This is a genomic window from Collinsella sp. TM05-37, assembly GCF_003436455.1.
In the GTDB taxonomy this organism is placed as follows: Bacteria; Actinomycetota; Coriobacteriia; order Coriobacteriales; family Coriobacteriaceae; genus Collinsella.
The window spans coordinates 34,805-49,767 of sequence record NZ_QSPN01000004.1; the positions used below are offsets into that span (position 1 = coordinate 34,805).

A 14,963-nucleotide genomic window follows, 5' to 3' on the forward strand; every position below is an offset into this window, starting at 1 on the left:
ATGACCATGTTCGCCCGCGATCTTTCCGTCGCGCACTACCGCAGCTTCGATAACTATCGCCTTGCCCTGGACGAGGGCGTGACGATACTTGCGGGACCCAACGCGGCGGGAAAGACCAATCTCATAGAGGCACTGCAGCTGCTGACGAGCGGCGCCTCGTTTAGGCATCCGACCGCAGCCGAGCTCGTCCATGACGGCGTGGGCTCGTGCAAGATTGAGCTGAGGCTCGAGGGCGACGGCCGCGTGCTTGATATGGGATTGAGCGCGGAGGACGGTAGGCGCTCGTTTAGCCGCAACGGCAAGAGATGCTCTGCCGCCGGTGTGCGCGGGGTTCTGCCGAGCGTGCTGTTTTGCCCCGACCATCTGGACATGGTTAAGCGAGGCGCCAGTGTGCGCCGCGCCGCCCTCGATGACTTTGGCATGCAGCTGAGCGCACGCTATGCCGATCTTGCGAGCACCTATGGGCGCTGCGTGACCCAGCGTAACGCCTTGCTCAAGGAGATTTGGTGCTGCCGCGAGATGCTCGGCGCGTGGAACGATTCGATTGCCCGCGCGGGCTCGGCCCTGCTCGTGCACCGGTTGGCCCTGCTCGACCGGCTGGCGGGCCATGTGCACACTGCCTACGGGCAAGTGGCGTCCGGTGAGGCCGCCAGCGTGACCTATGCGTCCACGCTGGGGGATTTGCCCCAGGTCGAGGATCGCGAAGAGCTGAAGGGCTGGGCGTACGAGCGCATGCTGGCTGCCCTTGATGAGCACGCCGACGAGGAAATCCGCCGCGGCGTGACGTTGGTGGGACCGCATCGCGACGAGATTGAGTTTACCGTGGCGGGTCGCTCCGCCCGTTCATTTGCCAGCCAAGGACAGCAGCGTACACTGGTGCTGTCCTGGAAGGTGGCCGAGGTTGCCGTGGCTCGCGATGTCCTGGGCACCGCCCCACTGCTGCTGTTGGACGACGTGATGAGCGAGCTCGACGGCGAGCGTCGCGGTGCTTTCCTGCGGCTGATCGGCGATGATATCCAGACGGTCATAACTACGACCAACTTGGGGTACTTTACCGATGACCTGCTTGATCGAGCCAAGGTGGTGAGCATGGGTGAGACGTGCTAATTACGAGCGCGAGAGCGAGACAGCCGCCTTCAGCGGGTTTTTGAACGCAGAGCGCCAGCGCATCCTGGCGGCTGCAACGCCTAAGCGCCGTGCGCAGATGGAGGCTGCCGAGGAGTCGCGCACGGTCTATCGCGCATGGAACGCGGTGTGCTCGGGCACGCGCGAGGGGCGGCATGTGACGGGACTGCGCTACCTGCCCGAGTCCAATGAGCTGCTGGTGTATCTCGACTCGCCCTCGTGGACGCAGGAAATGACGCTGTTGCGCGAGATCATCCGCGCACGCATGGAGCGCGCCGGTGCGCATGTGGACGGCCTGGTGTTCAAAACCACCGCGCCCGGTCACACACCGCCCGCCGCCAAGGAGTGCCTGCGCCCGGCGACGACCGAGCGACCGCCGGCCCCGCACGCCGACCTAAGTGAGGCCGAGCGTACCGAGATCGAGCGCCAAGTGGCGCCCATCGAAGACCAAAAACTGCGCGAGGCCCTCGAGAATGCCATGAGAGCCAGTGCCGAGTGGGCCAAGGGCGTGCAAAGCAAAAAAGAGCCTTAAATCGCATCTGGTGGCCTTGTAGAGCCAAATACCCTCGTTCCCGAGGGTATTTTTTTACGATAAACTAGTAAGGCTGTACACATTTTCTTGACTGAAGGAGGACGTGTGGCAAACGAAAACGATTACGATGGCGGCGAGATTAAGATTCTCGAAGGTCTCGAGGCCGTTCGTAAGCGCCCGGGCATGTATATCGGCTCGACGAGCGCCAGCGGTCTGCATCACCTGGTGTGGGAGATCGTTGACAACTCCGTCGACGAGGCCATGGCCGGTTTCTGCACCGAGATCCAGGTGACGGTCCACGCCGACAACTCCATCACGGTCGTCGACAACGGGCGCGGCATCCCCGTCGACGAGCACCCTGTTAAAAAGATCCCGACGCTCGAGGTCGTCATGACGATCTTGCACGCCGGCGGTAAGTTCGATAACTCGGCCTATAAGGTCTCGGGCGGCCTGCACGGCGTGGGCATCTCCGTCGTCAACGCACTGTCCAAGCGCGTGGTCGTTCAGGTTCGTCGCGATGGCAACACCTACGAGATGGAGTTCTCGCGCGGCAAGACCGTCAAGAAGATGGAGGTCGTGGGCACCTCGGATTCGACGGGTACCACCGTCACCTTCTGGCCCGACGACGAGATCTTCGAGACCTGCATCTACGATTTCGATACGCTGTACAACCGTCTGCAGGAGACGGCGTTCCTCAATAAGAACCTCAAAATCGTGCTGACCGACGAGCGCGAGGCGACTCCCCACGTGGAGGAGTTTTGCTACGAGGGCGGCATCGTCGACTTCGTCAAGTTTCTCAACGAGGGCAAGGACGTCCCTGAGGCCTTTAAGGAGCCCATCTACATCGAGGGCAAATCGGATCCGGACGCGCCTGTGGCCAAGATGGGCGAGGTTGAGGTTTCCCTGCAGTGGAATAGCGGCTACGGCGAGAACGTCATGTCGTTCGCCAACGACATCTACACTCCCGAGGGCGGCATGCACCTTGAGGGCTTCCGCACCGCGCTCACCCGCGTAATCAACGACTACGCGCGCAAACAGAACCTGCTCAAGGAAAAAGACGCCAACCTGACCGGCGACGATGTGCGCGAGGGCCTTTCGGCCGTTATCTCGGTCAAGCTGCCCGATCCGCAGTTTGAGGGCCAGACCAAGGCAAAGCTCGGTAGCTCCTATATGCGCGCGCTCACGCTCAAGATCGTGACCGACGGCCTCGCCGATTACTTGGAGGAGCATCCCAAGCCCGCCCGCGAGATCGTCAAGAAGGCGCAACAGGCCTGCAAGGCGCGCAACGCCGCCCGCAAGGCGCGCGAGGCGACCCGCCGCAAGAGCCTGCTCGAGACGGCGTCCCTGCCCGGTAAGCTCGCTGACTGCTCGGTGCGCGATGCCGAGCTGACCGAGCTCTTCATCGTAGAGGGCGACTCGGCAGGCGGTTCGGCCAAGGACGGCCGTCGCCGAGACATCCAGGCGATTCTGCCCCTGCGCGGCAAGATTCTGAACGTCGAACGCGTTGGTGACCATCGCGCGTTCTCGAGCGACACCATCCAGTCGCTGATTACCGCGATCGGCTGCGGTGTCACGACGAGTGCCGGCGACGGCGGCGACTTCGATATCACTAAGGCTCGCTACCACAAGATCATCATCATGACCGATGCAGACGTCGACGGTGCGCATATCCGCATCCTGCTGCTGACGTTCTTCTACAAGTACATGCGTCCGCTGATCGATGCCGGCTACGTCTATGTTGCCTGTCCGCCCATCTTTGGCATCAAGGTGCGCAACAAGATCCACTACGTGTATCCCAACGGCCGCCAGCCCGAAGACGAGATCCTGCGCGACACCATCCAGGGTCTGGGACTGAACCCCGACGATAACGACGAGGACGGCAAGGCCAAGGACGGCAAGATCACCAAAAAGCGCAAGGGCTATACCGTCCAGCGCTACAAGGGCCTGGGCGAGATGGACCCCAAGCAGCTTGCCTCGACGACGATGGACCCCAAGACCCGCATTCTGCAGCGTGTGTCGATCGAGGACGCCGTGGTGGCAGACCGCGCCGTGCGCGAGCTGATGGGTTCCGAGGTCGGCTATCGCCGCGAGTACATCGAGAAGCATGCACATGATGCACGCTTCCTTGACGCTTAAGAGGAGGTAACGTGGCAGACGATATCAACAATAACGAGGGCATGGGCGAGGCCGGCGATGCCGGCATGCCCGACGATCTGAAGCGCCTGCTTGCCCGTGCTGAGCAGGGCGAGGACGGCGATCCTGACGCCTATAACCCCGATGCCGATGATGACGAGGAAGAGGACGACGACGGTGAGCTCGAGGAGAGCTTTGGCGAAGTCGATCGTGGCGCCTCGGCCGGCGAGGATATAAACGGCGGCCAGCTCCAGATTTCGGAGTTTGGCCGCGAGATGAAGCAGTCATTTATCGAGTATTCGATGTCGGTCATCACGGCGCGCGCCCTGCCGGACGTGCGCGACGGCTTAAAGCCGGTGCACCGCCGCATCCTGTACGCGATGAACGAGAGCGGCATCTACCCCAACCGTCCGCACAAGAAGTCCGCTTGGACGGTCGGCGAAGTTATCGGTAAGTACCATCCGCACGGTGACTCCGCGGTCTACGAGGCAATGGTTCGCCTGGCGCAGTGGTTCTCCATGCGCACGCCGCTCATCGACGGCCACGGCAACTTCGGCAACATCGACGGCGACGGCGCCGCTGCCATGCGTTACACCGAGAGCCGCCTGGCAAAGCCCGCCATGGAGCTGCTGCGTGACCTGCAGAAGGATACCGTCGACTGGCAGCCCAACTACGACGAATCGCTCGCCGAGCCTCAGGCGCTGCCCGCGCGCTTCCCCAATCTGCTGGTCAACGGCAGCCAGGGTATCGCCGTCGGCATGGCCACCAACATCGCCCCGCACAACCTCACCGAGGCGATTGAGGCCACCTGCTACCTGATCGATAATCCCGACGCCACTGTCGACGAGCTCATGCAGATCATGCCCGGTCCGGACTTCCCCACCGGCGCTATCATCATGGGCAGCGCCGGCATTAAGCAGAGCTACGAGACCGGCCGCGGCTCCATTACCGTGCGCGCCAAGGCCCACGTGGAATCCACCAAGACCGGCCGCAACCGCCTGGTCTTTACCGAGATTCCCTACATGGTCAACAAGGGCACCCTGCAGGAGAAGATCGCCCAGCTCGTCAACGACAAGCGCATCGAGGGCATCTCGGACATGCGCGATGAGTCCAACCAGAAGGGCATCCGTCTGGTCATCGAGCTCAAGAAGGGCGTCATTCCGCAGGTCGTGCTCAACAACCTGTATAAGTACACCTCGCTGCAGACGACCTTCGGCGCCAACAACCTGGCGCTCGTCAACGGCGTTCCCAAATGCCTGAGCCTGCGCGAGATGCTGCAGCACTACATCGACCACCAGGTCGACGTCGTCACTCGCCGCACCCGCTTCGACCTTAAGAAGGCCCAGGCCCGCGCGCATATCCTTGAGGGCTACTTGATGGCTCTCGACCATATCGACGAGGTCATTAGCATCATTCGCTCCTCGCAGACCGATTCTGAGGCCAGCAGCCGCCTGATCGAGCGCTTTGGCTTTACGCCCGAGCAGACCACGGCCATCCTCGAGATGAAGCTGCGCCGCCTGACTGGCCTGGAGCGCGACAAGATTCAGGAAGAGCTGGACGGCCTGCGCCGCGCCATCGCCTACTACGAGGACCTGCTGGCGCACGAGGAGAAGATCCTGGGCGTCATTAAGGAAGAGATGCGCGAGATCTCCAAGAAGTTTGGCGATAAGCGCCGCACCGAGATCAGCCAGGTCGAGAAGGACCTGGACGTCGAGGACCTCATTGCCGACGAGGACATGGTCGTGACCATCACCCACACCGGCTATGTCAAGCGCATCCCGGTGGCCGCCTACCGCGCCCAGAAACGCGGCGGCAAGGGCGTGTCGGGCGTCAACCTCAAAGAGGACGATGTCATCGACGAGATGTTCATCGCGTCCACGCACGAGTACGTGCTGTTCTTCTCGAGCAAGGGCAAGGTCTATCGCCTGAAGGTGCACGAGCTGCCGGTGGGTACGCGCCAGGCGCGCGGTACCGCGATCGTCAACCTGCTGCCCTTCGAGGAGGGCGAGAAGATCGCGAGCGTCATCAGCTGCCGCGAGTTCCCTGCCGACGAGTACCTGATGTTTGCCACCAAGAGCGGCATGGTCAAGAAGACCGTGATGAGCGCATATGACCGCAGCCGTCGCGACGGCCTGATCGCTATCAACCTGCGTGACGACGACGCGCTGCTGAACGTGCGCCGCGTGCGCGAGGGCGACAAGATTATCCTGGCCACCACCGCGGGCAAGGCGATCATGTTCTCCGAGGAGCAGGTGCGCGCCACCGGCCGCGATACCAGCGGCGTTCGCGGTATCGGTATGAAGGACGGCGTGAGCGTTCTGGGCATGGAAGTCACTAACGGCAACGGCGATCTATTCGTCATCACCGAGCGCGGCTACGGCAAGCGCACGCCGGTCGCGGACTACCCGGAGCAGAATCGCGGCGGCCAGGGCGTCTACACCATCCAAATGACCGAGCGTAAGGGTAACCTCGCGGCCATGAAGACGGTGGGCCCGCAGCACGAGCTGTTCATCGTGACGGAGGGCGCGACGGTCATTCGCGTCAAGACCGATGAGATTAGCCAGACTGGCCGCGCTACCCAGGGCGTCAAGATGATGACCGTCGACGACAACGACCGCATCTGCGCCGTAGCCCGCATGACGGCCGCCAAGGAGAAGCCCGAAGGTGAAAGCGCCGAGGCCGCAGCCGACACCGAAGAGGCCCCAGTCGACCTAGGCGACGGCAACGACATGCCAGAGGATCTCCTAGACGAGTAAGAGGCCCTAGCTGGTAGAAAATATCAGACCCCATATATCGGCGGTCGGCGCACTGCGCGTCGACCGCTTTTTTGAAAACTTTGGGACTCGCGTACGCCCCGGCCGCACGGCGGCATGTGAAGTCGATCGCGAGTCAGGACTGTCCGAGCAGGCGACTTCACATGCCGCCGTGCGGCCGGGGCGAACACCCTCCAAAGATTTTCAAAAAAGTTGTTGACGCGCGCGTAACGACTCGTCTAATATATCCCTTGCGCGATGGACCTGTAGCTCAGTTGGTTAGAGCGTCCGGCTGATAACCGGGAGGTCACAAGTTCGAATCTTGTCAGGTCCACCACTTTCTTTCGCAATAAACACCCCAGCGAGAGCCGAGTCGCCGCTGGGGTGTTTATTACTGTCTCCGTGGGGGTTTAGCTCAGCTGGGAGAGCGCGGGCTTTGCAAGCCTGAGGTCAGGGGTTCGATCCCCCTAACCTCCACCATGATGGACCTGTAGCTCAGTTGGTTAGAGCGTCCGGCTGATAACCGGGAGGTCACAAGTTCGAATCTTGTCAGGTCCACCATCAAAACCGTGAAGAGCCCCGGGGCGTTGCCTCGGGGCTCTTTTCTTACCTACAGAAAGTAGTCAAAAAAGCCCCGTCCCAAATTAACTACTTTGATTTTGTGTGCTGTGCGAAAGTTTGGGTAGTATAGCTATTCAATGCGGCGGGCTGCCGCGTGTTAACCGCTACGTACCGGAGGTGTTCCATGGTTCGTGTCGACATAGAGACCATCGTCATGGCCGCCGGTCCCGTGCCATCGCTTATCGTACTTCGTGAGCGCAGCAGCAAATCGGACTCGCCCGCGCCGCTGCGTTCCCTTTCCATTCAGACTGGTTCGTTTGAAGCTGCTGCCATCAGCCGCGGCATCGATAGCGGCCGCGCCGAGCGCCCGATTACCCATGACCTGCTGCTCGATACCGTTGACGCCCTGGGTGCCAAACTCGAGCGCATCGAGATCGTTCGCGCCGAGCCGCCGGTGTTCTACGCGACGATCGTCGTACTGGTCGATGGCGAGGAGCGCAAGATCGACGCCCGCCCCAGTGACGCCATTGCCCTTGCCGTGCGCAGCAATGCCCCCATGTTTGTGGAGGACGACATCATGAATCGCCTGGGCACTGTTTCCACCCACGCCGAGGATGTCGACGACGAGCAGGAGTTCGAGAAGTTCGACGAGTTCGTCCATACGCTCTCCCCCGATGACTTCTAAATGCGGGGCGGCAGAGTTGCGGAGTGTTCGCTGATGGCCGGCGGTATATCGGCTGAAGCGGCCGCCATCGCGCGTGAAGCCCAGATGCGCTCGGAGGCTTCTGAGGCGGCTCGCATTGCCTATGTGACGCAGGCCCGCACGCTTCGCGAGCGCCGCGGCTCGTTTATCAAGATGGTTGTCGTCTCCGCCCTTGTCGCGGCAATCTGCTCGCGCCTTCGTGGTACAGTTGGTGCGCTTGGGTTTTCGATTTCAACAGGCTTGGTAATCTGGGGTGTGGTCGATGCAGTAATGCTGACCAACCAGATCAAGGTACTCGACAAGCGCGCGATGGATATGATGCGCGCCCGCGACGCTGCCGCCAAGATCGCTGCCGAGGCACAAGAACTGTAACGACGCCAGACTCGATGGGAAGGTCTAAAGATGGCACAGGATATGCAGGACGCCGGTAACGTCTCCGCCGAGCTCGACGCCATGGTGTGTGACCTGATCGGCGCGTTCTTGGACGACCTTGCCGCCGGTGAAAACCCTGGCGTGGTCGTGGCAATTGAGGACGCTGCTTCCAACCGTTATCTGGCGGCACTCGATGAGGATGGCGAAGAGGCGTGCCTCGAGGCGGCCACCAACTTTATCTCCGAGCACAAGATGGGTCTTAAGGACGAGGGCCTGGGCCGTATCGCCCGCTATGCCATCGGCTATACCGGCTGCGTCGAGATTGACGGAGGCTACCACGACGCTCTGCTCGTGAGCTTCTTTGAGACTACGCTCGAGAGCGGTTTTTCGGCATATGTGCTGTATGAGGGCATGGGCGCCGGCGATGGTTTTATGTGGAGCGACCCTGAACCTGCAGGTGAGGAAACCCCTCTCATCTAAAATCGCTAAAATAAACGAGTTTTCGGTAAAAGGCTCAATATTCCCGCTGAGCGTTGTATCGCTGGGCGGGCCGCATACGCGTGCCGTTTGTATATGGATAGAAGATAGGGGAACTACATGCGCGTAGACAATCTGAGGAACATCGCCATCATCGCCCACGTCGACCACGGCAAGACGACGATGGTCGACAAGCTCCTGCGTGCCACGGACGCCTTCCGTGCCAACCAGCAGGTCGAGGACCGCGTCCTGGATTCTAACGACCAGGAGCGCGAGCGCGGCATCACGATTCTCGCCAAGAACATCTCTATCGAGTACAAGGACGTCAAGATCAACGTCATCGACACCCCGGGCCACGCCGACTTTGGTGGCGAGGTCGAGCGCGTGCTGCGCATGGCCGACGGCGCTCTGCTGCTGGTCGACGCCTTTGAGGGCCCCATGCCCCAGACTCGCTTCGTGCTGCGTCACGCTATCGACACCGGCCTCAAGATCATGATCGTTATCAACAAGATCGATCGTCCGGGCGCCAACCCCGAGAAGGCCTACAACGACTGCCTGGACCTTATGGCCGACCTGGGTGCCACCGACGACCAGCTCGAGTTCGCCATGGAGCACGTGGTCTACGCCAGCGCCATGAACGGCTTTGCCCGTCTTGACCCCAACGACGGCAACATGGACATGTATCCGCTGCTTGATATGATCATCGACGACATGCCCGCCCCCGAGGTTGACGAGAACGCCCCGCTGGCCATGCAGTGCGTGACCATCGACCACTCCAACTTTGTCGGCCGCATCGGCATCGGTCGCGTGTATTCCGGCGCCATTCACCAGGGCGATCAGATCCTGGTTGTCAAGAACGACGGCTCCAGCGCAACTGCTACCGTCAAGCAGCTCTTTACCTTCGACTACCTGGGCCGCACCGAGTGCCAGGAAGTCGGCGCCGGCGACATTGCCGCCGTTGTCGGTATTGACCGCACCGATATCGGCGATGTCTACACCGACCCCGAGAACCCCGTTGAGCTCGAGCCCATCGAGATCGACCCGCCGACTCTGTCCATCGTCTTTGAGGCTTCGACCTCCCCGCTCGTCGGTCGCGACGGCGACATCGTGGGCGCCCGTCAGCTCAAGGAGCGCCTGTTCAACGAGGCCGAGAACAACGTGACCATGAAGATCGAGGAGCTCGAGGACAAGAGCGGCGTCGAGGTCTCGGGCCGCGGCATCCTGCACCTGTCCGTCCTGATGGAGTCCATGCGCCGCGAGGGCTTTGAGTTCCAGGTCGGCCGTCCCCGCGTTCTGTTTAAGAAGGACGAGAACGGCAACAAGATGGAGCCCGTCGAGCAGGCCGTCGTCGAGTGCCCGGACGAGTACTCGGGCAAGGTCGTTGAGGTCTTCGGTACCTCCGGCGGTATCATGACGAGCATGGATACCTCGGGCATCGTGACGCACCTTGAGTTTAAGATCCCGACGCGTGGCATCATGGGCCTTAAGAACCGCATCATGAACGTCACCCACGGCGAGGGCGTGTTCTACCACACCTTCCTGGAGTACGGTCCCTACGCCGGCGAGATCGGCAACCGTCAGAACGGTGCCATGATCTCCATGACCACCGAGAAGGCCGTTGCCTATGCCCTGGGCACGCTGCAGGAGCGCGGCCAGCTGTTTGTTGAGCCGGGCACCGAGTGCTACGAGGGCATGATCGTGGGCGAGCGCAGCAAGGCCGGCGACATGGTCGTCAACATCGCCCGTACCAAGAACCTGGGCAACCAGCGTTCCTCGACCTCCGACATCTCCGTGCAGCTGGTGCCGCCTCGCACCTTCTCTCTGGAGGAGGCGCTGGAGTACATCGCCGACGACGAGCTGGTGGAGATTACTCCCAAGAACATCCGCCTGCGCAAGCGTCTGCTCAACGCCACCGACCGTAAGAAGGCAGCCGTCCGCGCCGGCCAGGTCAACAAATAAGCGCTGGGGCTTATAACTGCCAATAAGAAAGGGCGTCGACCGCAATGGTCGGCGCCCTTTTTGGTGCAATGGGATCAGGTTGCTTTGCGCCACCACAAAGGTGCCTGGCCCTTTTGTGGTGGTTGGCGGCTAGGCGGTGGGGAGTCCTGGCGTGTTAGCCGGCTGCTGCGGCTTGAGGTGGGCGTTGCGCCAGATGATCTGGATGGCGTAGCCGAGCGTGAAGACGAAGGCTACACCGCTGACAAAGTTGCCCATAAGAGGAAGTGCCGTGAGTGCGCCCGCGACGATACCGCCCACGGCGGCCATGGCGTAGCGGTTTTGGTTGTGTCCGACCATGCGCGCGACCGCGGTGCCCGTAAATGCCGCCGAGACCAAAGCGATGCCGATGACGCCGCACATGAGGGCGGCGGCGAGCGACAGGCCTGCAATCGAGATGATGAGCAGCAGCACGGCGGGAGCGACGGCGACCGTGCCCAGAAGACCACTTACCCACAGCGGCATGGGACGCTGATGGAGCATGCCGGCAGCGCTGGCGGTTGCGCGTGGAAAGACAAGCTCAAGCAGGATGGCGACAAAGCAGGTGGAAAGCGCCGCGGCAACGATGCCGCCGATAATGTCGTTGGCCGTAGAGGTGTTCTCGTTCTCGGTCCGGTCGATCTTGAGAGCTCCGACCTGGGCGCCCTCGGCCCGCTCGGGGTCCTGTGAGACGTGGGCGTTCACCGTGCCGGTGATGCGGGCGTTTTTACCCAGGATGAGCTTGTCGGCCCAGACCTCAACATCGCCATCGACGGTGCCGTCGATGGTTACGGTGTCGCCGGCAAGCGCCGCCGATTTGGCGGAGCCGCGCAGGGCGACCGTTTCGCCTGCCGCGTAAAAACAGTTGGCGGTGCTGCCGGTGTTGAGCACGACGTGCTGGCCGGCCACCGTGACGCTGCCATCGATTGCGGTTTTGGCGATATCGATGGTGCGTGCCGCCAGACGAACGGCGCCGCCTACGGTGCAATCGCGAATCGACAGGTTCTCACCCGCCGCGATAATATCGCGGCCGATGGAGGCGTCGTCTAGGTTGAGACTTTGGCCGGCCCAGTACAGGTCGCCTTCGATACCGGACGGAGTTGAGTCAACTTCGGTTGCGAGCACGTTTCCCGCGGTGTCGGTGCCGGCGAACGACACCGTGGGAAGTGCGGTGAGCGCGAGCGCAATCAGCGCGAATAGGATGGTGATGCGGGCCTGCGCTTTGTGGCGCCGGATCGACGGTACTTGGTTGCAAGGCATAGTGAATCCTTCGTTAGATACTCGACAGGTATCTAACAGGGTACCCAACGCGCGGGCGCTCTAAAAGAATCTCTCGGTTGCATTTCGAGGGGTTGTGCTGTGCTACCTACTTTTTACGGTGCAAAAAGCGCGCGATGTCTTCCTCGGTAGGGCTTTTAATGTCAAAGCGCAGTGATAGCCAACGCAGCCCCATGGTCACCACAACGCATACGACCAGCGCGGCAACATTGCTCATGAGGCCGCTCATGACGAGGGCTACATAGCTTGCCGATCCGGCGATGGCCGCGATGGCATAGAAGTTGGTGCGTTGGAAAATGCCCGGGACCACGCCCATAAAGCCGTCGCGCAGCATGCCGCCGCCCACGGCGGTAAAGAAGCCCATCATGATACATACGGCGGGCGCAAATCCGTACACCAACGCCTTGTCCGCGCCGGTTGCTGCATAGATGCCGACCGAGATGATGTCGAGCAGGGGAATGAGTTTTTCGGGCTTATCGACGATTGCCGGGAAGATATAGATGATGGCGGCTGTGGCGATGGAGAGCGGTAGTGCCATGGGCTGGTTGAGGATGTAGACGTTGCCCACCTGCAGCGTCATGTCGCGTAAAAGACCGCCGCCCAAGCCACAGACCACGGCAAGCGCGACCGCGCCCACCAGATCGAGCTTGTGCTCGCGCGCGACCAACACGCCCGAGATTGAAGCCGCGACGACGGCGAACATTTCGAGCCAAAACGGGATGGCGACCATGGCATCTGTGGCGCGTGAGGTAACGGTCATAGCGGCGACGACGGGCAAGATGGAATCCTTTGAGTTGCAGGTTTGGACAATGCCCGTACATAGTACATGGTTGGCGGCGATTGCGACCCTATTGCTCGGCAAACGGTAGGGGTTGGGTGCGGTCATAGGTTCCAAACATGTATACCAGCCTCCAAAGATGTCGAAAAATGTCGTTTTTGGCGGATGATGTACATGTTTTGGCGCGCGCCGAGCGGGCGACGTTACTCGGAGGGCGTCTCTATGTCCTTCGTGCCCTTCCAGTTGCGGATAAGTGCCTTTCGCAGTTCGTTTTGCTTTCGCTGATACTCGGCATCCGTGCAGCGGGGCATACCGAGTGCTTCGCGGATATTGTTCATGGCACGGTGAAAAGCGAGTTGACTGGCAAATTGCGCTGAGGTGAGTGTGACAATGCGATAACCCATTTGGGCGAGCACAGCTTCGCGTTCCGCATCTGCTCCCTTACGGCCAGTCTCGTCGTGAAAGCCACCCTTATATTCGATGCCGAGCTCTCTGCGCTTATAGGTAATGAGGGCATCGATTTTGAGTGTTCGGGCTTTGGTGCAATGCCAAAGACGTTGAGGGATCTCGAGCGGTCGGTTGAGCTCGATGCCTCGAATGCCAACGCCGCCTTCGCTTGTTGGAAGTGAAAGTGCGATTGCCGATGCAGCCTCCATAGGCGAGACCGAGTGGTCGTAGACATGTCTGAGCGCGAGTCGCGCGCGTGTGGCACCGGGTTTGCCAGGGTGTTGATCGAGCAGTTCGACAATTTCGTCCTTGGAGGTGGTTGCTGGTTGCTCGGTATAAGGGTCAGAGGGATTAAGGCCCATGCGATAGTCGCCGCAAACTTCGTAGCCATACTCGAGGTATTCGATTCTATCCATCCACTCGGCGGCGAGCACGAAGGTGAAGGCTTCGTCGGTGATAAAGATGCCGGGCGTAAGCTCGTCAATATGGCCATAGGGTAGGCTTTGGCCGAGAACATGGCAAGTGACGCCGTTGGTGCGAATTCGCTCGAAAGCAAACACTACGGAGATATCGATAGTCTTGAACATATCGGGCGGAATGCCGCAGTCGGTGAGGGCCTGTCGTATGCGCGCGATGCGTTGCTGGGTGGAGAGACCTCTTGCGCCTATCTGGTAGTCGTGTTGCGCGACCGCTTGAACCCGGCCTTGCGGCGCGTGATGGACGAGCCATGCAGTTTTATGCGAAATGAGAACAGGGGTATCCATTGGGGACCTCTCGCTCTGAGTCGATACCCAACTCTTATGTCCGTTGAGGTGGGGAAATATACCGAATGCGAGTAAGCCGACTCATGCACGGCGTGTGTCATATACAAACGTGTACACCACCCTCCAAAAACGACATTTTTTGACATCTTTGGAGGGTGATGTACATGTTTGGGATGTTGGGTTGGGATTGAACGTGATGGGGGCGTGGCTGAATAGGAGGGATGTCCAAATTTTGAGCAGCGCTCAAAATTTATCCGGTCGGCTTACGCCGACCGCGCTGCGCTAAAAACGCGCCACTGGCGCGTTTTCTTTACGCTTTGCGCCCTGGCGGGTTCGAATCCCTCCTCCTCCGCCGTATTTGCTTGTAAGGGACTCTAAACAAAAAAGCCCCCGTTTTCGGGAGCTTTCTCAACCAAAATGGCGGAGGAGGAGGGATTCGAACCCTCGTGACCTTATACAGGCCAAACGGTTTTCGAGACCGCCGCATTCAACCACTCTGCCACCCCTCCGCGTGGGGTAAAAACAAAGCAGGCTCGAAGGCCTGCTTTGGAATTAACTGGCGGAGAGTCAGGGATTTGAACCCTGGAGACGCTTTTGACGCCTACACGATTTCCAATCGTGCTCCTTCGGCCACTCGGACAACTCTCCGTTAAATGCGAAAGTCAGTATACACGAGGAACCGCAAAGTGCAAACAGAAAAGTTGGCATTTTTTAAAACGCTTGGCCGCGCTTGTCGTTGCAGTGGGGTTTGAGGTGCCAAAAAACGGCTTCCGACCAGCGTGGTTGATTAACTCAATTGTTCAAAAGGGGTATTCATAAGCGACTTGGCAATGAATTTAAAAATCTTTGGGTGGCGCTGTGGACCACTGGTATGCATTTTGCGACCACAGCCTTGTGCCCGTTGACCTGTGGCTTGGCTCAGCTTGTCCCCGCGGCGTCGTATCTTGTCCACAAATCCGTCAAGCACTTGGTCAGCATTTGGTTGGAAGACGCATGAAACGTCGTGCGAGTATGGGCATATGTGGAGGTCATGAGGTTGTAGCTGCATATTCTTGCGGCCTAGGAG

11 protein-coding genes and 5 tRNA genes are annotated in these 14,963 nt (G+C 60.4%); 11 read left to right on the forward strand and 5 right to left on the reverse strand.

What is annotated here, in order from left to right:
• The 11 genes from DXD48_RS03470 (at position 1) to typA (ending at position 10,615) form a co-directional block, all read left to right on the forward strand.
• Positions 1 to 1,107 (forward strand): DNA replication/repair protein RecF, encoded by a 1,107-nt coding sequence (locus DXD48_RS03470; RefSeq protein ID WP_117564017.1) that lies wholly within the window; start codon positions 1 to 3, stop codon positions 1,105 to 1,107.
• Entirely contained in the window at positions 1,094 to 1,657 is a 564-nt protein-coding gene (locus DXD48_RS03475) for a DciA family protein (RefSeq protein ID WP_117564018.1), read from the forward strand. Before DXD48_RS03470 ends, DXD48_RS03475 begins: the two co-directional genes overlap by 14 nt.
• A 105-nt stretch (positions 1,658 to 1,762) precedes the next feature.
• On the forward strand, positions 1,763 to 3,793 hold the full coding sequence (gene gyrB / locus DXD48_RS03480; RefSeq protein ID WP_117564019.1) for a DNA topoisomerase (ATP-hydrolyzing) subunit B: 2,031 nt from the start codon (positions 1,763 to 1,765) through the stop codon (positions 3,791 to 3,793).
• Between the two features lie 41 nt (positions 3,794 to 3,834).
• Complete coding sequence (gyrA, locus tag DXD48_RS03485; protein WP_199407890.1) at positions 3,835 to 6,546, forward strand: DNA gyrase subunit A; 2,712 nt, start codon at positions 3,835 to 3,837, stop codon at positions 6,544 to 6,546.
• Between the two features lie 257 nt (positions 6,547 to 6,803).
• Positions 6,804 to 6,880, forward strand: a tRNA-Ile gene (locus DXD48_RS03490).
• A 67-nt stretch (positions 6,881 to 6,947) separates the two neighbouring features.
• Positions 6,948 to 7,023: transfer RNA gene (locus DXD48_RS03495), tRNA-Ala, on the forward strand.
• 4 nt (positions 7,024 to 7,027) lie between these two features.
• Positions 7,028 to 7,104: transfer RNA gene (locus DXD48_RS03500), tRNA-Ile, on the forward strand.
• 184 nt (positions 7,105 to 7,288) lie between these two features.
• The gene (locus tag DXD48_RS03505) at positions 7,289 to 7,789 is read left to right on the forward strand and encodes a bifunctional nuclease family protein (RefSeq protein ID WP_117564020.1); all 501 of its coding nucleotides are present in this window, start codon (positions 7,289 to 7,291) and stop codon (positions 7,787 to 7,789) included.
• Positions 7,790 to 7,822: 33 nt separating this feature from the next.
• On the forward strand, positions 7,823 to 8,179 hold the full coding sequence (locus DXD48_RS03510) for a hypothetical protein (protein ID WP_117564021.1): 357 nt from the start codon (positions 7,823 to 7,825) through the stop codon (positions 8,177 to 8,179).
• Between the two features lie 30 nt (positions 8,180 to 8,209).
• Positions 8,210 to 8,659 carry a hypothetical protein gene (locus DXD48_RS03515; RefSeq protein WP_089572580.1) on the forward strand — a complete coding sequence of 150 codons (450 nt, stop codon included), beginning with the start codon at positions 8,210 to 8,212 and terminating at the stop codon, positions 8,657 to 8,659.
• 117 nt (positions 8,660 to 8,776) lie between these two features.
• Positions 8,777 to 10,615 (forward strand): translational GTPase TypA, encoded by a 1,839-nt coding sequence (gene typA / locus DXD48_RS03520; protein ID WP_055287536.1) that lies wholly within the window; start codon positions 8,777 to 8,779, stop codon positions 10,613 to 10,615.
• Between the two features lie 129 nt (positions 10,616 to 10,744).
• Here the strand turns inward: typA and DXD48_RS03525 are convergent, their stop codons facing one another.
• The 5 genes from DXD48_RS03525 to DXD48_RS03545 form a co-directional block, all read right to left on the reverse strand.
• Positions 10,745 to 11,890: a polymer-forming cytoskeletal protein gene (locus DXD48_RS03525; protein WP_117564022.1), complete on the reverse strand. Its 1,146-nt coding sequence runs from the start codon at positions 11,888 to 11,890 to the stop codon at positions 10,745 to 10,747.
• A 106-nt stretch (positions 11,891 to 11,996) separates the two neighbouring features.
• Complete coding sequence (locus DXD48_RS03530) at positions 11,997 to 12,686, reverse strand: trimeric intracellular cation channel family protein (protein WP_233514959.1); 690 nt, start codon at positions 12,684 to 12,686, stop codon at positions 11,997 to 11,999.
• A 203-nt stretch (positions 12,687 to 12,889) separates the two neighbouring features.
• Complete coding sequence (locus DXD48_RS03535; RefSeq protein ID WP_117564023.1) at positions 12,890 to 13,897, reverse strand: hypothetical protein; 1,008 nt, start codon at positions 13,895 to 13,897, stop codon at positions 12,890 to 12,892.
• Between the two features lie 418 nt (positions 13,898 to 14,315).
• A tRNA-Ser gene (locus DXD48_RS03540) sits at positions 14,316 to 14,406 on the reverse strand.
• 48 nt (positions 14,407 to 14,454) lie between these two features.
• Positions 14,455 to 14,545, reverse strand: a tRNA-Ser gene (locus tag DXD48_RS03545).
• Positions 14,546 to 14,963 lie beyond the last annotated feature (418 nt).

Excerpts from the sequence above, each read along its gene's own strand:
- DXD48_RS03470 (WP_117564017.1), top strand. The coding sequence starts at position 1 with ATGACCATGTTCGCCCGCGATCTTTCCGTCGCGCACTACCGCAGCTTC.
- gyrA (WP_199407890.1), top strand. The coding sequence starts at position 3,835 with ATGGGCGAGGCCGGCGATGCCGGCATGCCCGACGATCTGAAGCGCCTG.
- DXD48_RS03505 (WP_117564020.1), top strand. The coding sequence starts at position 7,289 with ATGGTTCGTGTCGACATAGAGACCATCGTCATGGCCGCCGGTCCCGTG.
- DXD48_RS03510 (WP_117564021.1), top strand. The coding sequence starts at position 7,823 with ATGGCCGGCGGTATATCGGCTGAAGCGGCCGCCATCGCGCGTGAAGCC.
- DXD48_RS03515 (WP_089572580.1), top strand. The coding sequence starts at position 8,210 with ATGGCACAGGATATGCAGGACGCCGGTAACGTCTCCGCCGAGCTCGAC.
- typA (WP_055287536.1), top strand. The coding sequence starts at position 8,777 with ATGCGCGTAGACAATCTGAGGAACATCGCCATCATCGCCCACGTCGAC.
- DXD48_RS03525 (WP_117564022.1), bottom strand. The coding sequence starts at position 11,890 with ATGCCTTGCAACCAAGTACCGTCGATCCGGCGCCACAAAGCGCAGGCC.
- DXD48_RS03535 (WP_117564023.1), bottom strand. The coding sequence starts at position 13,897 with ATGGATACCCCTGTTCTCATTTCGCATAAAACTGCATGGCTCGTCCAT.